Consider the following 18,949-nt stretch of genomic DNA (forward strand, 5'->3'; position numbering starts at 1 on the left):
GTCTGGAGATTCCTCCGTGTCGAAAACTGCTGTGGCACCGACCCCTGCCACCACGACGGCGTCACGCTCCGTGCGCCGCGGCCTCGCCTGCCTGGCGTTCGCCGGCCTCACCTGGGGCACCACCGGAGCCGCCGTGGACATCGTCTACCGGTCCAGTGACTTCGGACCCGTGGCCGTCTCGTTCTGGCGGCTCCTGACCGGCGTGGCGCTGCTGCTGGCGGCCCGCGCCGTGCGGCCCGCCCGGGCCCTCCGGCCGGCTCGTGCCGTGCGGCCCGCCCGCGGAGCGCGCCGGACTCCGTGGCCCTCGGGCCGCCGCGTGCTGCTGTTCACGGGCACCGGCATCGGCCTGGCGGTCTTTCAGACCGCCTACTTCGCCGCCGTGCAGGACACCGGGCTCGCGGTCGGCACCATCGTCACGCTCGGGGCGGCCCCGGTGCTCACGGCGGCGGCCGGGCGCCTGTTCCTGGGCGAGCGCACCGGGCCCGCCGGACTGCTCGCGGTCGACGGCGCGCTGACCGGCCTCGCCGTCCTGGTGCTGGGCAACGGGACCGCCGTCGTCCACCCCGTCGGCGTGGGGATGGCCCTGCTGTCCGCCGCCGGGTTCACCGTGTCCAACGTCCTCGGCCGGTGGACCGGACGGCACGGCGACGGCGAGGACCCGTACACCCTCACGGTGGGGTCCTTCGCCGTCGGCGCGGCGGTCCTGCTGCCCTTCGCCTGTGCCGAGGGCCTGATGCCGCACACCGCCCACCCGGGCCAGGTCGTGCTGCTGATGCTCTACGTCGCCACCGTGACGACGGCGGTCGCCTACCCGCTGTACTTCGTGGGGGCGGGTGCCGTCCGGGCTGCCACGGCGTCGGTGGTGATGCTCATCGAGCCGGTCGGCGCGGCGGTGCTCGCCGTCCTGCTCCTCGGCGAGCGGCTCACCGCGGCCACGGTCGTCGGCACGGTGCTGATGCTCACGGCCATCGCCGGCCTCGCGGTCGCCGAATCGCGGCGGGAGGCGAACTTCTGACCGGGCATCGACCGGGCATCGACCGGGCATCGACCGGGCATCGACTGGGCGTCGAACAGCTGTCCAGCGCTCGCTGACCGGTTGCCGACCGCTGACCGGTCAGCGTTGACCGCTCGCCCGGCGGGATGAGGGCGATGCGGTGCGCCGGGGCCGACGGTTCCGGCGCACCGCGCGCACGCGCCCCGAGGCGACCCGGCGGCCGCGCACCGGTCCGGCGGTCCGGTGGTGAGCGTTCAGCCGTCCTTCACCGGGGCCATGACGCGGCGTCGGCAGGGCTTTGCGTGGCCATGCCACCTTGCGGCAGACCACAGCTACCGACAGGTAGCCCGCCCCGACCCGAAGGGCCGCCGTGAAGCGCACCGCCCCCCTGTCCGCCACCATGACCGTCTGCCTCGCCGCCGGCGTGCTGTTCACCGCCGGCACCGCCTCCGCGCGGGATCGGTCCGGTCCGTCGCACACCGGTCCGTCGCACGCCGGGCGCGACGTCTACGGGACCAAGACCCCGTACGCCCCGCAGGGCAGGCCCGGCCACTACCAGAAGGCACCGAAGGGCTTCGTGCCGGTCTTCACCGAGAACGTCGCCCGCCACGGCTCCCGCGCCATGACGGACAGCGGCGACGGCGACGCCGTGCTCGCCGTCCTGCGCAAGGCGCAGGACCGGGGCGCCCTCACCGGCCTCGGTGCGCAGCTGGGCCCGCAGGTGCAGTCGCTGCTGACCGTGGCCGCCGCGCTCGGCTACGGCAACCTCTCCGCCCGCGGAGCGGAGGAGCACCGGCAGACCGCGCTGCGCCTGGAGCAGCGGTTGCCGAGCCTGTTCGCGGACATCGCCGCCCGGCACGAGCCCATCGCGGTGGAGACGTCGGGGGTGGCGCGCACCGTGGCGAGCGCTGATGCGTTCACCGGCGCTCTGGCCTCCGGCGACCCGGCACTGGCGGGCCTGATCAAGGCGCCGGTCACCGACAAGAACCTGCTGTACTTCCACAAGCAGCCGCAGAACGCCGACTACCAGGCGTACGTGAAGAGTGATCCGCAGCTGGCCGAGGTCCTCGCCGGGATCGACGGTGACCCGCGCACCGCCGAAACGGCGCACCGGGTCGTGGCGCGCCTGTTCCGGGACGACTTCGCCGCTGCGCTGTCCGGCGCGGAGCAGGTCGCCTTCGCCCGTTCGCTGTACCAGCTCTACAGCGCGGCGCCCGACCTGAACGTCGAGGCGCCGGACGTGGACCTCACCCCGTTCCTGGCCCGCCGCGACGCCCAATGGCTCGCCTACCTCGACGACGCCGAGGAGTTCTACCAGAAGGGCCCCGCGTTCAGCGGACGCACGATCACCTACCGGATGGCCGGGGTCCTCCTCGACGACCTCCTCGCCCAGGCCCAGGCCAAGGCCGACGGCACCAACGGCAACGGCGCGGTGCTGCGCTTCACCCACGCCGAGGAGATCGAACCGCTCGCGGCTCTGATGGGACTGCCCGGCAGCACCGAGCCCGCCGAACCCGGGCAGCCGTACGCGTACGGGAACAACCCGTGGCGCGGAGCGGAGGTCTCGCCGATGGCCGCGAACATCCAGTGGGACCTGTTCGCGAACACGACCTCCGAGGGGCGGCCGGCCACCTACCTGGTGCGCATGCTCTACAACGAGAAGGAGACGGCCTTCGCGTCGTCCTGCGAGCCGGTCGCCAAGGGTAGTTACTTCTACGAGCTCGACGAGCTGAAGCACTGCCTCGTGCACGGCTGACGCCCTCGGGGCCTCCGGCCGGGTCCGTGCCCTGTACGGCCCCGGCCGGAGGTGCGTTCGGCGGGTGTGCGGATCGGTCCTCAGGGGACCTGCCTTGTGACAGGTGCGCAGGTCGCCCCGGGGCCTTGGACGCCGAGGTCACGGGACGCCGAGGTCACGGGGCGGCGGTGCGTGCGGTGCGGCGGAGCGGGCGGCTCGGCGGTGCGTGCGGGGTGGCCGCGCGACACGCCCCCACCCCGCACGCGCCGGGGTGCCGTGCTACCCGTCCTTCAGGTGCGCGAGGCCGGAGACGAGCCGGTCGGCGATGTCCGCCGGCCAGGGAAAGGCGCGGGTGACCGCGCGCTGGTGGGCGAGGCCGTGCAGGCCCAGCCACAGCGCGACCGCGTCGCTGGACAGGTCGGTACTGGTGGCCTGACCTGCGGCGACGCAGTCGCCGATGGCCGTGGCGAAGACCTCCAGGGCTTCCGCGCCGAGCGCGGTCAGGTCCGCCTCGGTGATGGAGCTCTCGCCGAGGGTCGGTGTCCAGAGGCCACCGAACATGGTCCGGTACCGCCCGGGGTTCGTCCGGGCGTAGTCCAGGTAGGCGTCGCAGAGCGCGCGCAGCCGCTGCCGGGGGTCGCCCTCGGTGTCCTGGGCGGCGGCGCGCAGATGGCGCTCCAGTTCGGCGAACTCGCGTTGCACCACGGCCAGGAGGATGGCCGGCTGGTCGGGGAAGTGCGGGTAGATGGACGGGGCGGCGATCCCGACCCGCCGGGCGACCGACCGCAGGGTGATGGCGCGCTCGTCGCCGTTCTCGTCGAGGAGCGCGACCGCGGCCGTGATGATCTCTTCGCGCAGGCGCCCGCCCTCGCCGCGGCGGTTGCGCGCACGGGCCGGTTTGGGTGCGGCCGTTTCCGTTGTGCTGGTTTCGTTCACGCCTGTCACCTTACGCCGTGAAGCTTACGGGCGTGAAGCCTTGCGGCCGTAGTCTTACGTGTGTAACTTTACGGCCGTAGGCACAACGGCCGACAGCCCGTCCCGCCCCGAGGAGCCCGCCATGACCGGCACCACTTCCACCTCCACCACCGTCGCGACCGAGGTCGTCCTGCCCGGCGTGGTCGAGCCGAACGGCCTGCAGGTCCGCACCCGCCCGCTGCCCGCTCCCGCCACCGGCCAGGTCGTCCTGCGGATGGACGCGACCGGCGTCTCGTTCGCCGAACAGCAGATGCGCCGCGGCAAGTACTACGACCAGCCGCCCTTCCCCTTCGTGCCCGGCTACGACGTCGTCGGCACGGTCACCGCCACCGGCCCCGGAGTGGACCCGGCGCTGACCGGCCGCCGGTTCGCCGCGGTCACCAAGACCGGCTCCTGGGCCAGCCACCTGTTGATCGAGGCCGCGGACCTGGTGCCGGTCCCGGACGGCGTGGCCGCGGACGCGGCGGAGACCGTGGTCGTCAACGGCATCACGGCCTGGCAGATGCTGCACCGCCTCGCCGCCGTCCGCCCCGGCGGCACCGTCGTCGTCCTGGGCGCCAACGGCGGCGTCGGCTCCACCCTCGTCCAGCTGGCCCGGCACGCCGGCATCACCGTGATCGGCACCGCCTCCGCGCGCCACCACGACGCCGTCCGCGTCCTCGGCGCCACCCCCGTCGACTACCGCGACCCGGACATGTACGCCCGGATCCGCCGGCTCGCGCCGCAGGGCGTCGACGCGGTGTTCGACCACGTCGGCGGCCCCGGCCTGGTGCAGTCCTGGCAGCTGCTGCGCCGCGGCGGAACGCTCGTGTCCTACGGCACCGCCGCGACCAAGGACGAGACGGGCAACTCGCGACTGCCCGTCCTGAAGGTCTTCGCGCGGCTCCTCCTCTGGAACTACCTGCCCAACGGCCGGAGCGCGCACTTCTTCAACATCTGGGCCGGCCGGCGCCGCCCCGCGACCTTCCGCCGCCGCCTCAGCGAGGACCTCACCCAGGTGCTCCGCCTGCTCGCCGACGGCGTCCTCACCCCGCAGATCGCCGCCCGCATCCCCCTCGCCGACGCGGCCGCCGCCCTGGAACTCGCCGAGTCCCGCACGGTCACCGGCAAGGTCGTCATCGTCCCCGGCGAGTGACCCGGGTGACTGGCCGCCACCCGCCGCCAGCCCGGGCCGATCTCCCCCCGGGCGCGGGCGGCGTTCGCCCACCGATGGGGGAGCCCGCCGCTCCCGGGCGAGGCGATCCGGTGGCAGGCCGCCGCAATGATCGCTGCCGAGGCCGCTGCCGCTGCCGATGCCTCTGCCGTTGCCGCTACGGCCGCCGGTGGCGTTGCCGGTGCCCTCGGTTACGGTGGCCGGGTGAACGGATCCACGACCGCAGGCGGCGGTACCGGTTGGTGGAGCTGTGTCTCGTGGCACCGTGGTGGCGGGATGCCCCCGGGCGGACGGCCGACGGGCTCCGCGCTGTCGCCGACGACTACCGGGAGGACGTGCCCGACCTTGACCGGCGGCGCGAGCGCGCGGCCCGGGTGCTCGGTCTCGATCCCGCCGCGCTGCCCTCCGAGGCGGCGGCCCTCGCCCGGCTCGCCGAGCTGTCCCGGGGGCCGGTCGCGGCGACGTGCCTCGTCGTCGGGTACGACGGCGAGCCGCTCGACCCGCTGTTCGAAGACGACCGATCCTGACGCCGCGCCGACCGCTTCTTGTCTGCAGCGCGTTTGCGAGGTTATTTGTGCTCAATGCTTCGAGCTGCCACTGTGTCCGCCATGAAGATCACGATCACCGTGGAGAATCCGACCCCCGAGGCGCTGGAGAAGCTGCTTGCCCTGGCCGCCATGCCGGCCGCCGTCGTGACCGCCGTGGCCGACGAGCGCTGGACTCCGGAACGGGCCCGTTCGTACTACGAGCGTCTGCCGCCCCGTGCGCAGCAGATCCTGCTCCAGGTCGTCGAAGGCGACGGCGAGTGTGCTGCGGACGAGTTGAAGGCGAACGGTCGGAGCCTCCGGGGATCCACCGGGGCATTCCGCCGGGTGCTCTCCGAAGGGAAGCGGACCGGCCTCTGGCCGGAGGCGCTGCCCGCACCCCTGGTGTCCCACGTCGTCGGCGGGCAGCTGAAGAAGCTCGAAGTGCCGGGCCGCGGCACGGAGCGGTACGCGCTCCCGGACTTCGAGGAGGGACTGCGCGATCTGCTGGGTGGCGACTGACGAAGTCGCCGCGCGGCCGCGTCGCCGAACCTCCGGCGCCGGCGGCAGGTCAGGAGATGTGAACGGCCAGCCCGCACAGGCCGAGACCGCTCGCGGCGGCGCTGCGCCACAGCCGCAGCGGGCCGTCCAGGACGCACTCCTCTCGGGGGAGGTAGCCCAGCCAGTTCCGGGCGTCCGCAGCGGCGCGTTCCGTGTCGGTGAAGGTGAGGGCGCGCTCCACGTCGGGCAGGGTCCGGCGGACCTCGGCCGAGGTGAGGAGGAAGTTGCCGCACCAGCCCGGCAGGAGCGCGGCGCGGGCCGGGCCGATGGCATGGAAGAACGACTGGACCGCGTAGTCCTTGGAATTGACCGAGACGAAGATATTCTCGTCCGAACGGTCCGTCCACACGTTCTCGATGGCGGAGAAGTCCGGATCGACGGTGCCGGAGCACAGGTCGTCGACGTGACGCCCCGGGACGGTGAGGTCCAGGAACGACCGGACGGCAGCGTCATCCGCCGCCGGGTGCCCCGAACTGCCGTACCACGTACGGTGGTCGGGCAGCGGAGCCTGCTGCCACCACTTCCATCGCCGTTGGACGTGGGGCTCGGTGCGGTCCGCTTCCATCGCGGGCAGCAGCCGGGGTGCGAGGTCGGCGATGAAGGCGTCCTGGTGGCTGCTGATCGCCCAGATACTGGTGAATCCCATGCCCGGGACGGTAGTACCCGTCCCTGACATCCACCCCTCCCCGGGCCGACCCGGCGCGGGCTCGCGGCCGGGGTACGGCACGCGAGCCCGGCGCACGACCGAAGGCCGCAGGCGCAGGCCGTAGGCCTTCAGGCCTGGACGAGGGCGGACGGGATCAGAATCCGCTCTCCTCTCCGGACGGGCTCATGCGTCGCCGGTGACGGGGGTGAGGCAGAACGGGTGGCCCTCGGGGTCCGTGAGGACGATCCACTCGTCCTCACCCGGCTGGAACTCCGGCCGGGACGCACCGAAGGCGAGCAGTTCCTCGGCCGCGCGGTGCACGTCGGCGACGGTGAAGTCGAGGTGCACGTGCGCGGCGCCGCCGGGCCAGCCCGGCGCCCGGTAGCCGTCGACCCGGACGAAGGCGAGTCGGACCGGGGTGCCGTCGCCGAGCGAGGCGAAGTCCTGGTCGCTGTGGGTGATCTCCCACCCGGTGGCCTTCTGGTAGAACGCGGCGAGCGCGACCGGATCGGCGCAGTCGATGACGATCGTGCTGAGCTGCTTGAGAACGGGCATGCCGATGACTCCTCGGTATCCGAACTGAATGGGGCGCGAGCGGTCCTGGCCTTCCGGCCCGGCCCCTCGCACTCCGTCAGCGTGCCCGTCACGGCCGGTCCCGGTCTTGAACATCCTTGCGGGGGCCGGGGGTTTGTCAGACCCGCCGGGTAGCGTCGGCGACGTGCTCACAGCCGTTCCCCTCGCCACCCGGCCCGACTTCGGCATCAGCGCGGTGGCCTGCCGCGCCGACCACACCCGGTGGTCGGCGCCGGAAGTCCGCAGCGACTACCGCGTGGTGCTGGTGCGCCGCGGCCGGTTCCGCCGGAGAGCCGCCGGCGTCGCCGCCGACCTCGACGCGACGGTGGCCTACGTGGGCGTGCCGGGCGAGGAGGAGAGCTTCGCCCACCCCGACGGCGGCGACCACTGCACCGCGATCAGCGTCACGCCGGAGCTGTGGCGCTCCCTGGCCGGTGAGGGTCACCGTGCCGGTGCCGGTACGGGCGTGGGTGCCGGAGCCGGACGAGCCGGGCAGGCGCTCTACGTCGACCCGCGGCTCGACCTGGCCCACCGGCGCCTCATCGCCACCGCCCGCTCGGGCGACGTCGACTACGCGCTCGCCGAGGAACTGCTGACCCTGCTCTCGACGGCCATCGGCCGTACCGCGGCCGGACCGACCCCGCTCGGCCGCGCGTCGCCCGAACACGACCGGCGCCTGGTGGCGGCCGCCCGCGAGGCGATCGTCGAAGGACACCCGGCCTCGAACGCGCTGCTCCCGCTGGCCGAGTTGCTCGGTGTCTCGCCGTACCGCCTGAGCCGGGCGTTCCCCCGCGAGCTCGGCGTCTCGGTGACCCGCTACCGCCACCGTGTCCGGATCGGCCGAGCGCTCGACCGCCTGGAGGCCGGCGAGAAGGGCCTCGGCGCCCTCGCCGCCGAACTCGGCTACGCCGACCAGGCCCATCTGACCCGGACCATGCGCCAGTACCTGGGCCACACCCCGGCGAGGCTGCGCCGGCTCCTGGCTGCCGCGGGCGTCTGACCGCGTGCGACCGACTGCGCGCACCTGACCGCGTGCGACGCGCGCGCAGCGGAGACGCTGTCAGGCGCCCGCGGCCAGCGACAGGCCGGTGAACAGCATCGTCGTCGCGACGAGGGCGTCCAGGACGCGCCACGAGGAGGCGCGGCGGAAGAAGCCGGTGAGCAGACGGGCGCCGAAGCCCAGCGCAGTGAACCAGCACACGCTGGCCAGTGCGGCGCCGAGCGCGAACTCCCAGCGCAGTGTGCCGTGGGTGGCGGCGATGGCGCCGAGCAGGAGCACCGTGTCGAGGTAGACGTGCGGGTTGAGCCAGGTCATCGCGAGGCAGGTGAGCACCGCGCGGCGCCCGGAGTGGACGGTCGGTCCGCCGGCCTCCAGGCTGGAGGCCCGGAAGGCGCGGCGCGCGGCGATCACCGCGTAGCAGAACAGGAAGACGACGCCGACCGCGCGCACCGCCGTCAGCGCCGCCGGCCACGCCGTGATCAGCGCGCCGAGCCCGCCGACGCCGCAGGCGATCAGTACGGCGTCGGAGGTCGCGCAGATCGCGACCACCGGCAGGACCGCCTCCCGGCGGACGCCCTGGCGCAGGACGAAGGCGTTCTGCCCCCCGATGGCGACGATGAGTGACAGACCGGCCCCGAAACCTGCGGCCGTGGCGGTGAACGTGCTTCCCATGGCCGACACCGTAGGCAATCGGCACATCACAAGGCCAGCTAAACATTTTTACGTATCCTTAGCTGTCATGAAGGCTGAGCTGCCCCACGACCTGGTCCGGACCCTGCTCGCGGTCGTCGACGAGGGCACCTTCGACGCCGCCGCGGCGGCCCTGCACGTGACGCCCTCGGCGGTGAGCCAGCGGATCAAGGCACTGGAGCAGCGCACCGGGCGGGTCCTGCTGACCCGCTCGCGGCCGGTCAAGGCGACCGAGTCGGGGCAGGTCGTGGTGCGCTACGCCCGTCAGCTCGACCGGTTGGAGGGCGACGCGCTCGACGAACTCGGGATGCCCGGGGGCACCGAGGACGCCGGGCCCTCGGGTGCCTCCTGGCTGCCGATCGCGGTCAACGCGGACTCACTGGCGACCTGGTTCGTGCCCGCACTGGCCTCCCTCGCGCAGGACGCGCGCATCCACGTCGACCTGCGCCGCGAGGACGAGGCGCACACCACCGCCATGCTGCGCGCCGGCGAGGTGATGGCCGCGGTCACCTCCACGCCCCAGCCGGTGGCGGGCTGCTCGGTGCAGCGGCTCGGTGCGATGGTCTTCCTGCCGGTGGCCGCGCCGCAGTTCGTCGCCCGCTGGCTCGACGGCGACGCGGCCCTGCTGCTCCCGGACGCCCCGGTGGTCTGCTTCGACCGCCGTGACGAGCTGCAGGACACCTTCGCCCGCGATCTGACGGGCGGTCGGGGAGCGAGCTTCCGGCGGCACTACGTCCCGTCCAGTGAGGGCTTCGCCGACGCCGTCGCGGCCGGCCTCGGCTGGGGCCTCGTCCCGCGCAGCCAGGCCGAGCCCCGGCTGCGCAGCGGCGCGCTGGTCCGCTTCCTCCCACGCCGTACGGTCGAGGTCCCGCTCTACTGGCAGCAGTGGCGCCTCGACTCGCCCGCACTGGCAGCCGTCGCCGCGGCCGTCGCGGCGGAAGCGGCGCGTGCCCTGCGGTAGCGGCGCGAGCCGTGCGCGACAGTGCACGTGCCCTCCGGCAGGGCGCCCTGCCGCGGGTCAACCCGGCCGTCGACTCCTACGACGCCGTCTCCGGCGGAAGCTGCTCGCCCGGCACGCCGACCGGACCGCGGTGGACCACCTGAGCGCGGAACGACCCCGGGTCACCGTCTGAGACGGCGTCCCGAGGGCCCGGCCGGACGCCCCCCGGACCGGCACCGCGCCTGAGCGCCCCCGTGAGCGCTCCTGCGAGCGCTCAGGGCGCTCCTCCGGGAGCCTGCCGCCGCTGCGCGTGCTCCTCGAACCTGCGCCGCAGGTCCTCCTTCCAGCGGGCCGCGTTGCTGCCGTCCAGCTGACCGGCGAAGGCCCGGTAGGCGGCCGGCGCCAGCGCCTCGCGGTCGGCGCGCTCCGCCGAGGCGATCGCCCAGAGCGCCTTGTCCGTGTCGTTGTCCAGCCCGGAGCAGGAGCGCGGGCCCCCGCCCGCGAGCACGCGCTCCAGTTCCGCGCGGAAGATCTGCCGCAGCTCCCGGTCGGTCGGCCGCCTGTCCCGCATCCCCGCCCCCTCTCGACGTCGAACCCGAACTGCCGTCCTCCGTGGGGGACTCGGTGACGCGGGCCGTGGTTCCCCGGGCCGACCCCCGGTTCCCCGGGCCGACCCCCGGTTCCCCGGGCCGACCCCTGGTTCCCCGGGCCGACCCCACCCGACCGGCGCGGTCGTCTTACGGATCGCTGACACCCTGCCGCCTTGGCGGTCCGCGGTGGGGCCCGGCGGGTAGCGTCCCGGGACATGAGGATTCTGGTCACCGGCGGCGCCGGGTTCATCGGTTCGGCCGTCGTGCGTGCCCTGGTCACGGCGGGCCACGAGGTCCGCGTGCTGGACGCGCTCCTGCCCGCGGTCCACCCGTCGGGGGCGGTGCCCGAGCTGCCGGGCGGCGTCGAGTTCCGGCACGGCGACGTCCGGGACGTGTCGGCGGTGCGAGGGGCGCTGGCCGGGGTGGACGCGGTCTGCCACCAGGCGGCCGTGGTCGGCCTCGGGCTCGACCTCGACGACGCGCCCGAGTACGTCGGCTGCAACGACCTCGGTACGGCCGTGCTGCTGTCCGCGATGGCCCGTACGGGGGTGCGGAGCCTGGTCCTGGCCGGATCGATGGTGGTCTACGGCGAGGGCCGGTACACGTGTCCGGAGCACGGGTGCGTGGCGCCCGGACCACGGCGTCCGGACGACCTCGATGCCGGCCGGTTCGAACCGCCCTGCCCGGTGTGCGGGGCCCCGCTCCGGCCGGGACTGGTGGACGAGGCCGCACCGGGCGACCCCCGCAACGTGTACGCCGCGACCAAGCTCGCCCAGGAGCACCTGGCCGCCGCCTGGGCCCGCGCCTGCGACGGGTCGGTCCTGACACTGCGTTACCACAACGTCTACGGCCCGGGCATGCCGCGCGACACCCCGTACGCCGGAGTGGCCTCGCTGTTCCGCTCGCGGCTCGCCCGTGGCGAGGCTCCCCGGGTGTTCGAGGACGGCGGCCAGCGCCGGGACTTCGTGCACGTCGACGACGTCGCGGCGGCGAACCTGGCCGCCCTGGAGGACGTCCGCGGCCGCCTCCCGGGCCGGGCCCGGGCGTACAACGTCGGCAGCGGGGAGGTGCGCACGGTCGGCGAGATGGCCCGGGCGCTGGCCGACGCCTACGGTGGGCCGGCCCCGGTGGTGACCGGGCAGTACCGGCTCGGGGACGTCCGGCACATCACCGCCGACTCCTCCCGGCTGCGTGACGAGCTGGGCTGGCGGGCCCGGGTGCCGTTCGGGGCGGGGATGGCCGAGTTCGCCGCCGCACCGCTGCGCGCCTGAGGGGCCGGGGGCCCGGGCCCGGGCCCGGGCCCGGAGCACGCGAGGGGCCGAGCACCCAGGTGCCCGGCCCCTCGCGTGCCCCCGCTACCCGCTACCCGCGAGCCGCCGGGAGCGCGATCTCGAAGCAGCAGCCCCCGGCGACGTTGCGCACCCCGGCGCGGCCGGCGTGAGCCTCGACGATGCCGCGGACGATGGCCAGCCCGAGGCCGGCTCCGCTGTCCCCGCCCTCACCGGGATCGCGCCGCGGCGTCCGGGCGGTGCTGCCGCGCCAGCCGGTCTCGAACACGCGGTGGAGGTCCTGCTCCGGGATGCCCCCGCAGCCGTCGGTGACCGATAGGACGACCTCGTCGACCTCCCGGCGGGCCGAGACGGCGACGACGCCGTCCGCGGGCGTCGACCGGATCGCGTTGACGAGGAGGTTGCCCAGGACCCGGGTGATCTCGCGGCTGTCCACCTCGACCGGTTCGGCGGCGACCTGACCGCCTTCCAGGCGGACGCCGCGCTGGCGGGCCAGCGGATGGGCGCCGGCCAGTGCGTCGTCGACCAGGTCGTAGACGGACACCCGGGACACCGAGAGGGACAGCGCGCCGGCCTGGATGCGGGAGAGCTCGAAGAGGTCGTCGACCATCCCGGTGAGCCGCTCCACCTCGGTGCGGATCCGCCCGAGGTAGTGCTCCGGCTCGTCGACCACCCCGTCCTCCAGGGCCTCGGCCATCGCGCGCAGCCCGGCGAGCGGCGTACGCAGGTCGTGGGAGATCCAGGCGATCAGCTCGCGCCGCGAGGCGTCCAGCGCCTGCTCCCGGGCACGCGACTCGGCGAGCCGGGCACTGGTGGCGGCGAGCTCCTCGCTCAGCTGGGCCAGTTCGAGCCCGAGGGGATGCGCGGGGGCGGTGAATCCGGCGTCGCTCCCGACGGTGCGGGCGGCCTCGGTCAGGGCGCGGCTGCCGGCCACGACCTGGCGTCCGAGCAGGGCGGCCGTGAGCAGCGAGACCACGGACGCCATGCCGAGGACCGTGATCACCACGCCGAGGTCGTGTCCGGACAGGAACATCGCCTGGGCGACGGCGAACGTCCCGGAGGTGACGGCGAGCACGGTGACGGCGGCGACGCAGAAGAGCGAGAGGGCCATCGAGCGGCGGCGCAGCAGCCGTACGGCGACCCAGCCGAGCAGGCCGGCGCCGGTGGCGCCGAGCCCCGCGAACAGGGCGATCAGCAGCAGGTCCTTCACGCGGGGCCGTCCTTCTCGTCCGTCACGGGGTCGTAGCGGTAGCCGACGCCCCAGACCGTGGTGATCAGCGTCGGTGCGGCGGGGTCGTCCTCGATCTTCTCGCGCAGCCGGCGCACGTGGACGGTGACGGTGGACAGGTCGCCGAAGTCCCAGCCCCAGACCCGCTGCATCAGCTCCTGGCGGGAGAAGACCGCCCGGGGGTGCCGGAGGAAGAACGCGAGCAGGTCGAACTCCCGCAGCGTGAGGAGGAGTTCGTTCCCTCCCCGGTGCGCCCGGCGGGCCTGCGGGTCCAGGGTGACGTCCCCGGACGCCAGCGGTGCGAGGGCCGACGCCGTCGGCGCGGCGGCGCGCGAGCGGCGCAGGACGGACTGGACGCGCAGGACGAGTTCGCGCGGGCTGAAGGGCTTGGTGACGTAGTCGTCCGCGCCCAGTTCCAGGCCGAGGATGCGGTCGGCCTCGTCGCCCTTGGCGGTGAGCAGGACGACCGGGAGGTCGGCGCCGTCCTCGGAGGCGCGCAGCCTGCGCAGGATCTCCAGTCCGTCGATCCCCGGGAGCATGAGATCCAGGACCAGGAGGTCGGGGCGGTGGGCGCGGGCCAGGTCCAGGCCCTGGCGGCCGTCGCAGGCCCGGTCGACCAGGTGGCCGGCCCGGGTGAGGTAGCCGGCGACGACCTCGCCGACCGTGAGGTCGTCGTCGATCACCAGGATGCGGGCCGGGTCCGGTGACGCGGCGGAGGCGGGGCTGTCGTTCACCTCGCCGAGGATACGAGCCGTGGCCGGGGCGGGGTGTCCCGCCGGGGTCGACGTTCGTGTTCCGTAAGATCGCGGCGCCTGCGGACCGCCGCCCCTGCGGACGACAGGACGACGGGACGGGGGACAGCGGGACGACGGGACGGCGGGACGACGTAGGACTTTCGTAAGGGCGCGGTTCGGCCGCCACGGGCCCGCCCGCGCTTAGCGTGGCCGACGTGATCTCTCCGACTCCCTCCCCTCCTTCTCCCTCGTCGCCGCCCGTCGATGTGGTCCTGCCGTGCCTCGACGAGGCCGGGGCCCTGCCCTGGGTGCTGGGCCGGCTGCCCGTCGGCTGGCGCGCGATCGTCGTCGACAACGGCTCCCGTGACGGCTCGGCCGACCTGGCGCGCTCGCTGGGCGCGACGGTCGTCGAGGAGCCGCGGCGCGGCTTCGGCGCCGCCTGCCACGCCGGGCTGCTGGCCGCGACCGCCGAGCTGGTCTGCTTCATGGACTGCGACGGCTCGCTGGATCCCGCCCAGCTGCCGCGCGTCGCCGCGCCCGTCCTCGCGGGCTCCGCGGACCTGGTGCTCGGCCGGCGCCGCCCCGCGGCCCGCGGGGCGTGGCCGCTGCACGCCCGCCTGGCCAATGCCGCGCTGGCCCGCCGGTTGCGGGCGAGGACGGGAGCAGCGCTGCACGACCTCGGCCCGATGCGGGCCGCCCGCCGTGACCGGCTGCTGGCGCTGGGCCTGGGCGACCGCCGCTCCGGCTACCCCCTGGAGATGGTGCTCGCCGCGTCGGCGGCCGGGATGCGGATCGCCGAGACGCCCGTCGACTACCTGCCGCGCACGGGTCGTTCCAAGGTCACCGGTACCGTGCGCGGCACCCGGCAGGCCGTCCGCGACATGCGCGCCGTCCTGGCCGCGCCGCCGCCGACCCTCCTGGTGATCGCCAAGTCGCCGGTCCCGGGGCGCGTCAAGACCCGGCTCACCCCGCCGTGCACGCCCGAGCAGGCGGCGGCGCTGGCCGGGGCCGCACTCACCGACACCCTCACGGCCCTCTCCCGGATGCCGGCCGGACGGCGGCTGCTCGTCCTGGACGGTGACGTCGGCCCCTGGCTGCCGCCCGGCTGGGACGTCGTGCCGCAGTCGGACGGTGGGCTGGACGTCCGGCTCGCGGCCGCCTTCGCGCACGCCGCGCGGACCGCGCCGGACGCGCCCGCCCTGCTGGTGGGCATGGACACCCCGCAGCTGGACGCCGCACTCCTTGCCGAGGCCCTGTCGCCCGCCCGGCGTACGGGCGTCGACGCCTGGTACGGGCCGGCCGACGACGGCGGGTTCTGGGCGCTCGGGCTGGCGAAGCCGACCGAGCGGCTGGCCGGGCGGCTGCTGCCGGGCGTGCCGATGTCCACGCCGGACACCGGACGGGCCCTGCTCGACCGGCTGGCGGCGGAGGGCCTGACGGTCGGCCGACTCCCGCTGGTCACCGACGTGGACACCATCGAGGACGCGCGGCACGTCGCCGCCGAGGCCCCGGAGAGCAGGTTCGCGGCCTGCCTCCGGTCGATCGCGACCGCGCAGGAGGTGACCGGGTGACCGTCGCCACCGAGGCGTGGGTGGACGACCCGTTCGCCGAGGCCGTCCGCGTCGGCCGGGGCCCGCTGTGGCTCCGGCGCGAGGACGGCCGCCGGATCCCGCTGGACGTCGCACGCTGGTGCGCACCCGCCGCCGGGGCGGACCACGGGCTGCTGGTGCGCTGCACCCGGCTGACCGCGCCGGTGGTGGACCTCGGCTGCGGCCCCGGACGCCTCGTCGCGGCCCTGCTCGGCCTGGGCGTACCGGCTCTGGGCGTCGACGTCACCGGAGCGGCGGTGGCCCGGACCCGCAGTCTCGGCGGGCCCGCCCTGCGCCGGTCGGTCTTCGACCGGCTGCCCGCCGAGGGCCGGTGGGGTGGTGCGCTGCTCGCCGACGGCAACCTCGGCATCGGCGGCGACCCCGGGCGGTTGCTCGCCCGGAGCGCCGAACTGCTCGCCCCGGACGGCGTGTTGCTGGTCGAGGTGGAGCCGGAGGAGGTCGACGAACGGGCCACCGTCCGGGTCGAAGGCGCGGACGGACGGGTCGGACCGCCCTTCGACTGGGCCCGCTGCGGTGCGACGGCCACCGCCCGGCGCGCCGACCGGGCGGGGCTCGTCGAGACCGAGCGCTGGACCTCCCACGGCCGCCACTTCCTCGCCTTCCGGAAGGCGGTCCGCCCCCGCTGACGGGGCGCGCCGCCGGTGCTACTCCCGTACGGCTTGCTTCTCCTGCGCAGGCTGCCTCTGCCGCACCGCCGGCTCCTCCCGCACCGCCGGCTCCTCCCGCACCGCCGGCTCCTCCCGCACCGCCGGCTCCTCCCGTACCGCCGCGGGATCCTCGTGCGGCCACTGGGGGTGCTCCCGCTCGGCCCAGCGCCGGTCGACCAGCCCGGTCCGCATACCGCGCCGGGACTCCGGGTCCCGCAGGGCCATCCGGACGTGCCCGACGGTGACCACGGCGACGGCCGCGGCGAGCCAGTCGTGGACGAAGGTCGCGCCCGTCCGCCACGTCGCCGGTGCCAGGTGGGTGAGCCACATCGCCAGGCCCGTACCGAGGAGCACCAGCATCGCACCGAGCGTCCACTGCGCGTAGAGCTTCTGCCCGGCGTTGAACTTCCCCGCCGGACGGTGCTCTGAACGCCGACGTACGGCGCGCAGCCAGGCCCGGTCCACCGGATGGAAACGGCTCAGCCTCGACACGTCCGCCCGGACCGCCCGGAAGGCCAGCCCGAGCAGCAGGGGTACCGGCAGTGCCAGGCCGCACCACACGTGCACGGTGACGACGAGCCGCCGGCGCCCGACCAGCTCGGCCAGCGGCGCGAGGTAGAGGCAGGCGGCGGTGGCCAGGCAGGTCAGCATCAGGGCGGCGGTGGCGCGGTGCACCCAGCGTTCGGCGCGGCTGAAGCGGAGCACGCGGTCAGGCGGTCGGTGCATCGTCACGTCCGTTCGAGCGGCCGACCCAGGCATCGATGTCGTAGCCGTTCTGCTCCCAGTAGCCCGGCTCCACGGTGCGGGTCACGGTGATCCCGGACAGCCACTTGGCCGACTTGTAGAAGTACATCGGCGCCACGTACAGCCGCACCGGGCCGCCGTGGGTGTGCGTGATCGGGGCGTCCTGGAGCTTGAGCGCGACCACCACGTCGTCACGTCGGGCCTGTTCCAGGGTGAGGCTCTCGGTGTACTCGCCGTCGAAGCAGCTGAACCGCACCGCGCCGGCGCCCGCCCTGACCCCGGCGGCATCGAGCAGGTGGGCCAGCGGCACGCCCTCGAACGGGGTGTCCGGCACCCGCCACCCGGTCACGCACTGGACGTCCCGCACGATCCGGCGCTGCGGCATCGCCTGGAGGTCGGCCAGGCGGTAGCTCCCGGGGCGGTCCACCAGGCCGTCCACCGTCAGGGTGTACGTGTCCGGGCCCCGGGTCGGAACCGAGGCGACCACGGAGTAGTACCGGAAGCCACTGCCGCCGGGCAGCAGGCCGGTGAGGCCCGTCGGGTCCTTGCCGGCCACGGCCTCCTGCGCCCGCTGGAGGTACGGACCGGCCGCGACTCCGGCCGCGCCGAGCCCGAGCAGCCCCAGCACCACCCTGCGGCCGACGGGTGTCCCCCGGCCCTCTTCGATCTGTTCGTTCACGCCACCGATTCGACCAGCCGGGCGGCGGGACGGACAGGGCCGGCGCCGGTTCGTCAGACTTCCGTCACTTCTCGGCGCCCACCGCCACGGACGCCCGTCCGGCGTGGCGCTGCCGCAGCAGCGGGACCAGGAGGACGACGCACAGGGCCGCCCCGTAGGAGAGCTGCTGCGCCGTCTGGCCTCCCGTCAGGTAGAGCGCCTGCCCGGCGGCCGGGACGGCCAGCCACTCCCAGCGGCCGTCGAGTGCGACCAGTGCGACCACCAGCAGCCCGTACCAGGGGTAGGAGGGGGCGACGAGCAGCAGCGCCGTGCCCGTCACCAGGAGCGCGCCGGCCCACGGCCGGTGCGGGTCTCCCCGGCGCAGGACCAGGACCACCACCGCCGTGAGGACCAGGGCCGCCGCCCAGGGCAGGAGGGGGTCGGGCAGCAGCAGCCGGAGCAGTCCGAACCGGTCGATGTGTCCCTGTTCGTAGCCCTCCTCCCGCAGGTAGCCCGGCAGGTAGCCCAGGACAGAGGTGCCCGAGGCCGCCACGTAGGGGAGGTAGGACAGGGCGAAGGCTCCGAGCGCGGATCCGACGAGCAGGACGTCGTCGCGGGTCGGGCGTCGGGCCAGCAGACCCGACAGCGCCCCCGGCAGGGCCAGGGCCGGCAGCAGCTTGGCCGCGACGGCGCCGCCCAGCAGCAGCCCCGCGCGGAGCGCCCGGCCGCGCGCGCGGAGCGCCTGCCCGTCCCCGGGCAGCGCCTGCCCGCCCCCGCGGAGCGTCCGCCGGCCCGCATCGAGCGTCGGCCCGTCCCCGCCGAGCGCCCGCCCGCGCGCCGCGCAGCCGAGCCCGGCGACCGTGAGCAGCACGCCGAGCGTGTCCACGTGCGCGTCGTTGACCGCCCACACCGTCACGCCGGGGAACCACCCCCACAGCGCGGCCCGCCACTTCTCCCGCCCCACCCGCAGCAGGAGCCCGGTGGTCGCCACCGCCAGCACCGCCCCGCCGACCTGCACCCCGCGCACCCCGCCGCCGAACGGGTGCACCGCGGCGAACCACGCCTGCGCCACCGGCGGGTAGACGGTGTGCACGGCCGGCCGGTTGATCCGGGTGCAGTCCCCGGCCGCCGTGCGCCGCTCGTCCCAGCCCGTGCACCCGTCCCCCTCCGGGAAGAGCCCCGGATCGCGCAGCCGCGCCAGCGCCGGATCGTCCGGAGTGTGGGTGTAGGGCGAGATCCCGGCGGCCTGGACCCGGCCGTCCCAGACGTAGCGGTAGGCGTCGTCGCTGGTCCGCGGCGGCGCCAGCAGTCCGACGGCGGCCACGGCGACGCCACCGGCCAGGACCAGCGGCACGACCCGGTCGCCGGGCACCTCGCGCAGCAGCAGCACGGCGGCGGCGAACAGGGCGACGTCGAGGAGGTACCAGCCGGGGAGCGGGAGGGCGCCGCTGCGGGCGACGGTCAGCGCCAGGGCGGTGACCAGGGCGGCAAGGGCGAGGAGACAGCGCAGGACGGTACGGGAGATCACGTCGCCCACCCTCCCACCGGCCCGCCTCCCAACCCCCGGTGGCGCCTGCGACGTTCGGATTCCGTAAGCACGTCGGAGCACCGGTCGGCGGTCCCGGGGCGCTTCGATGGACGGGTGGAAACCGAACCCG

Annotated in this window: 21 protein-coding genes and 1 pseudogene; 12 read left to right on the forward strand and 10 right to left on the reverse strand. The window is 75.0% G+C overall.

Translation table 11 applies throughout. The annotated features are described in order from the left end of the window. Positions 1–31 precede the first annotated feature (31 nt). Both ACIGG8_RS14810 and ACIGG8_RS14815 read left to right on the forward strand, forming a co-directional pair. Complete coding sequence (locus ACIGG8_RS14810; RefSeq protein WP_396548165.1) at positions 32–1,015, forward strand: DMT family transporter; 984 nt, start codon at positions 32–34, stop codon at positions 1,013–1,015. A gap of 349 nt (positions 1,016–1,364) precedes the next feature. Beyond that, on the forward strand, positions 1,365–2,750 hold the full coding sequence (locus tag ACIGG8_RS14815) for a histidine-type phosphatase (RefSeq protein ID WP_396548166.1): 1,386 nt from the start codon (positions 1,365–1,367) through the stop codon (positions 2,748–2,750). Positions 2,751–3,008: 258 nt separating this feature from the next. Here ACIGG8_RS14815 and ACIGG8_RS14820 read toward each other — a convergent pair whose 3' ends face one another. After that, on the reverse strand, positions 3,009–3,665 hold the full coding sequence (locus tag ACIGG8_RS14820; protein WP_396548168.1) for a TetR/AcrR family transcriptional regulator: 657 nt from the start codon (positions 3,663–3,665) through the stop codon (positions 3,009–3,011). 121 nt (positions 3,666–3,786) lie between these two features. On the opposite strand from ACIGG8_RS14820, the gene ACIGG8_RS14825 reads away from it, so the two are divergent. The 3 genes from ACIGG8_RS14825 to ACIGG8_RS14835 all read left to right on the forward strand — a co-directional run bounded on the left by ACIGG8_RS14825 (position 3,787) and on the right by ACIGG8_RS14835 (position 5,903). Then, positions 3,787–4,839, forward strand: coding sequence for a medium chain dehydrogenase/reductase family protein (locus ACIGG8_RS14825; RefSeq protein WP_396548170.1), 1,053 nt, complete (start codon positions 3,787–3,789; stop codon positions 4,837–4,839). Between the two features lie 353 nt (positions 4,840–5,192). Beyond that, positions 5,193–5,384 (forward strand): hypothetical protein, encoded by a 192-nt coding sequence (locus ACIGG8_RS14830; RefSeq protein WP_396548172.1) that lies wholly within the window; start codon positions 5,193–5,195, stop codon positions 5,382–5,384. A gap of 81 nt (positions 5,385–5,465) precedes the next feature. After that, positions 5,466–5,903 (forward strand): hypothetical protein, encoded by a 438-nt coding sequence (locus ACIGG8_RS14835; protein ID WP_396548173.1) that lies wholly within the window; start codon positions 5,466–5,468, stop codon positions 5,901–5,903. Positions 5,904–5,952: 49 nt separating this feature from the next. Here ACIGG8_RS14835 and ACIGG8_RS14840 read toward each other — a convergent pair whose 3' ends face one another. After that, complete coding sequence (locus tag ACIGG8_RS14840) at positions 5,953–6,588, reverse strand: hypothetical protein (protein ID WP_396548174.1); 636 nt, start codon at positions 6,586–6,588, stop codon at positions 5,953–5,955. 183 nt (positions 6,589–6,771) lie between these two features. Continuing rightward, on the reverse strand, positions 6,772–7,143 hold the full coding sequence (locus ACIGG8_RS14845; RefSeq protein WP_396548175.1) for a VOC family protein: 372 nt from the start codon (positions 7,141–7,143) through the stop codon (positions 6,772–6,774). A 163-nt stretch (positions 7,144–7,306) separates the two neighbouring features. Between ACIGG8_RS14845 and ACIGG8_RS14850 the strand changes: the two genes are divergently transcribed. Then, on the forward strand, positions 7,307–8,161 hold the full coding sequence (locus tag ACIGG8_RS14850; protein ID WP_396548176.1) for a helix-turn-helix transcriptional regulator: 855 nt from the start codon (positions 7,307–7,309) through the stop codon (positions 8,159–8,161). Positions 8,162–8,221: 60 nt separating this feature from the next. On the opposite strand, the gene ACIGG8_RS14855 is transcribed toward ACIGG8_RS14850, so the two are convergent. Next, entirely contained in the window at positions 8,222–8,833 is a 612-nt protein-coding gene (locus ACIGG8_RS14855) for a LysE/ArgO family amino acid transporter (RefSeq protein ID WP_396548178.1), read from the reverse strand. A gap of 67 nt (positions 8,834–8,900) precedes the next feature. Between ACIGG8_RS14855 and ACIGG8_RS14860 the strand changes: the two genes are divergently transcribed. Together ACIGG8_RS14860 and ACIGG8_RS14865 are read left to right on the forward strand one after the other, a co-directional pair. Next, positions 8,901–9,812, forward strand: a complete 912-nt coding sequence (locus tag ACIGG8_RS14860; RefSeq protein ID WP_350520801.1) for a LysR family transcriptional regulator ArgP — start codon at positions 8,901–8,903, stop codon at positions 9,810–9,812. Positions 9,813–9,823: 11 nt separating this feature from the next. Then, positions 9,824–9,955 carry a hypothetical protein gene (locus tag ACIGG8_RS14865; protein ID WP_396548180.1) on the forward strand — a complete coding sequence of 44 codons (132 nt, stop codon included), beginning with the start codon at positions 9,824–9,826 and terminating at the stop codon, positions 9,953–9,955. Between the two features lie 110 nt (positions 9,956–10,065). Here ACIGG8_RS14865 and ACIGG8_RS14870 read toward each other — a convergent pair whose 3' ends face one another. Beyond that, entirely contained in the window at positions 10,066–10,362 is a 297-nt protein-coding gene (locus ACIGG8_RS14870) for a hypothetical protein (RefSeq protein WP_396548182.1), read from the reverse strand. A 234-nt stretch (positions 10,363–10,596) separates the two neighbouring features. Between ACIGG8_RS14870 and ACIGG8_RS14875 the strand changes: the two genes are divergently transcribed. Beyond that, entirely contained in the window at positions 10,597–11,652 is a 1,056-nt protein-coding gene (locus ACIGG8_RS14875; RefSeq protein ID WP_396548184.1) for an NAD-dependent epimerase/dehydratase family protein, read from the forward strand. A gap of 91 nt (positions 11,653–11,743) precedes the next feature. Here ACIGG8_RS14875 and ACIGG8_RS14880 read toward each other — a convergent pair whose 3' ends face one another. After that, positions 11,744–12,880: a sensor histidine kinase gene (locus ACIGG8_RS14880; protein WP_396548186.1), complete on the reverse strand. Its 1,137-nt coding sequence runs from the start codon at positions 12,878–12,880 to the stop codon at positions 11,744–11,746. After that, entirely contained in the window at positions 12,877–13,632 is a 756-nt protein-coding gene (locus tag ACIGG8_RS14885; protein ID WP_350520796.1) for a response regulator transcription factor, read from the reverse strand. Before ACIGG8_RS14885 ends, ACIGG8_RS14880 begins: the two co-directional genes overlap by 4 nt. 215 nt (positions 13,633–13,847) lie before the next feature. Here ACIGG8_RS14885 and ACIGG8_RS14890 point away from each other — a divergent pair. The 3 genes and pseudogenes from ACIGG8_RS14890 to ACIGG8_RS14900 all read left to right on the forward strand — a co-directional run. Then, a pseudogene (locus ACIGG8_RS14890) lies at positions 13,848–14,576 on the forward strand (glycosyltransferase family 2 protein); the annotation flags it as partial. 99 nt (positions 14,577–14,675) lie between these two features. Next, positions 14,676–15,203, forward strand: a complete 528-nt coding sequence (locus ACIGG8_RS14895) for a DUF2064 domain-containing protein (RefSeq protein ID WP_396548281.1) — start codon at positions 14,676–14,678, stop codon at positions 15,201–15,203. After that, on the forward strand, positions 15,200–15,868 hold the full coding sequence (locus ACIGG8_RS14900; RefSeq protein WP_396548188.1) for an SAM-dependent methyltransferase: 669 nt from the start codon (positions 15,200–15,202) through the stop codon (positions 15,866–15,868). Before ACIGG8_RS14895 ends, ACIGG8_RS14900 begins: the two co-directional genes overlap by 4 nt. 18 nt (positions 15,869–15,886) lie before the next feature. On the opposite strand, the gene ACIGG8_RS14905 is transcribed toward ACIGG8_RS14900, so the two are convergent. The 3 genes from ACIGG8_RS14905 to ACIGG8_RS14915 form a co-directional block, all read right to left on the reverse strand. Then, positions 15,887–16,615, reverse strand: coding sequence for a cytochrome b/b6 domain-containing protein (locus tag ACIGG8_RS14905; RefSeq protein ID WP_396548189.1), 729 nt, complete (start codon positions 16,613–16,615; stop codon positions 15,887–15,889). Further along, on the reverse strand, positions 16,599–17,312 hold the full coding sequence (locus ACIGG8_RS14910) for a molybdopterin-dependent oxidoreductase (protein ID WP_396548191.1): 714 nt from the start codon (positions 17,310–17,312) through the stop codon (positions 16,599–16,601). The genes ACIGG8_RS14905 and ACIGG8_RS14910 overlap by 17 nt, the downstream gene beginning before the upstream one ends. Positions 17,313–17,376: 64 nt before the next feature. Continuing rightward, positions 17,377–18,819, reverse strand: coding sequence for a hypothetical protein (locus ACIGG8_RS14915; RefSeq protein WP_396548193.1), 1,443 nt, complete (start codon positions 18,817–18,819; stop codon positions 17,377–17,379). Positions 18,820–18,949: the final 130 nt, after the last annotated feature.

This window comes from Kitasatospora sp. NPDC085464, assembly GCF_044541955.1.
Taxonomy (GTDB): domain Bacteria; phylum Actinomycetota; class Actinomycetes; order Streptomycetales; family Streptomycetaceae; genus Kitasatospora.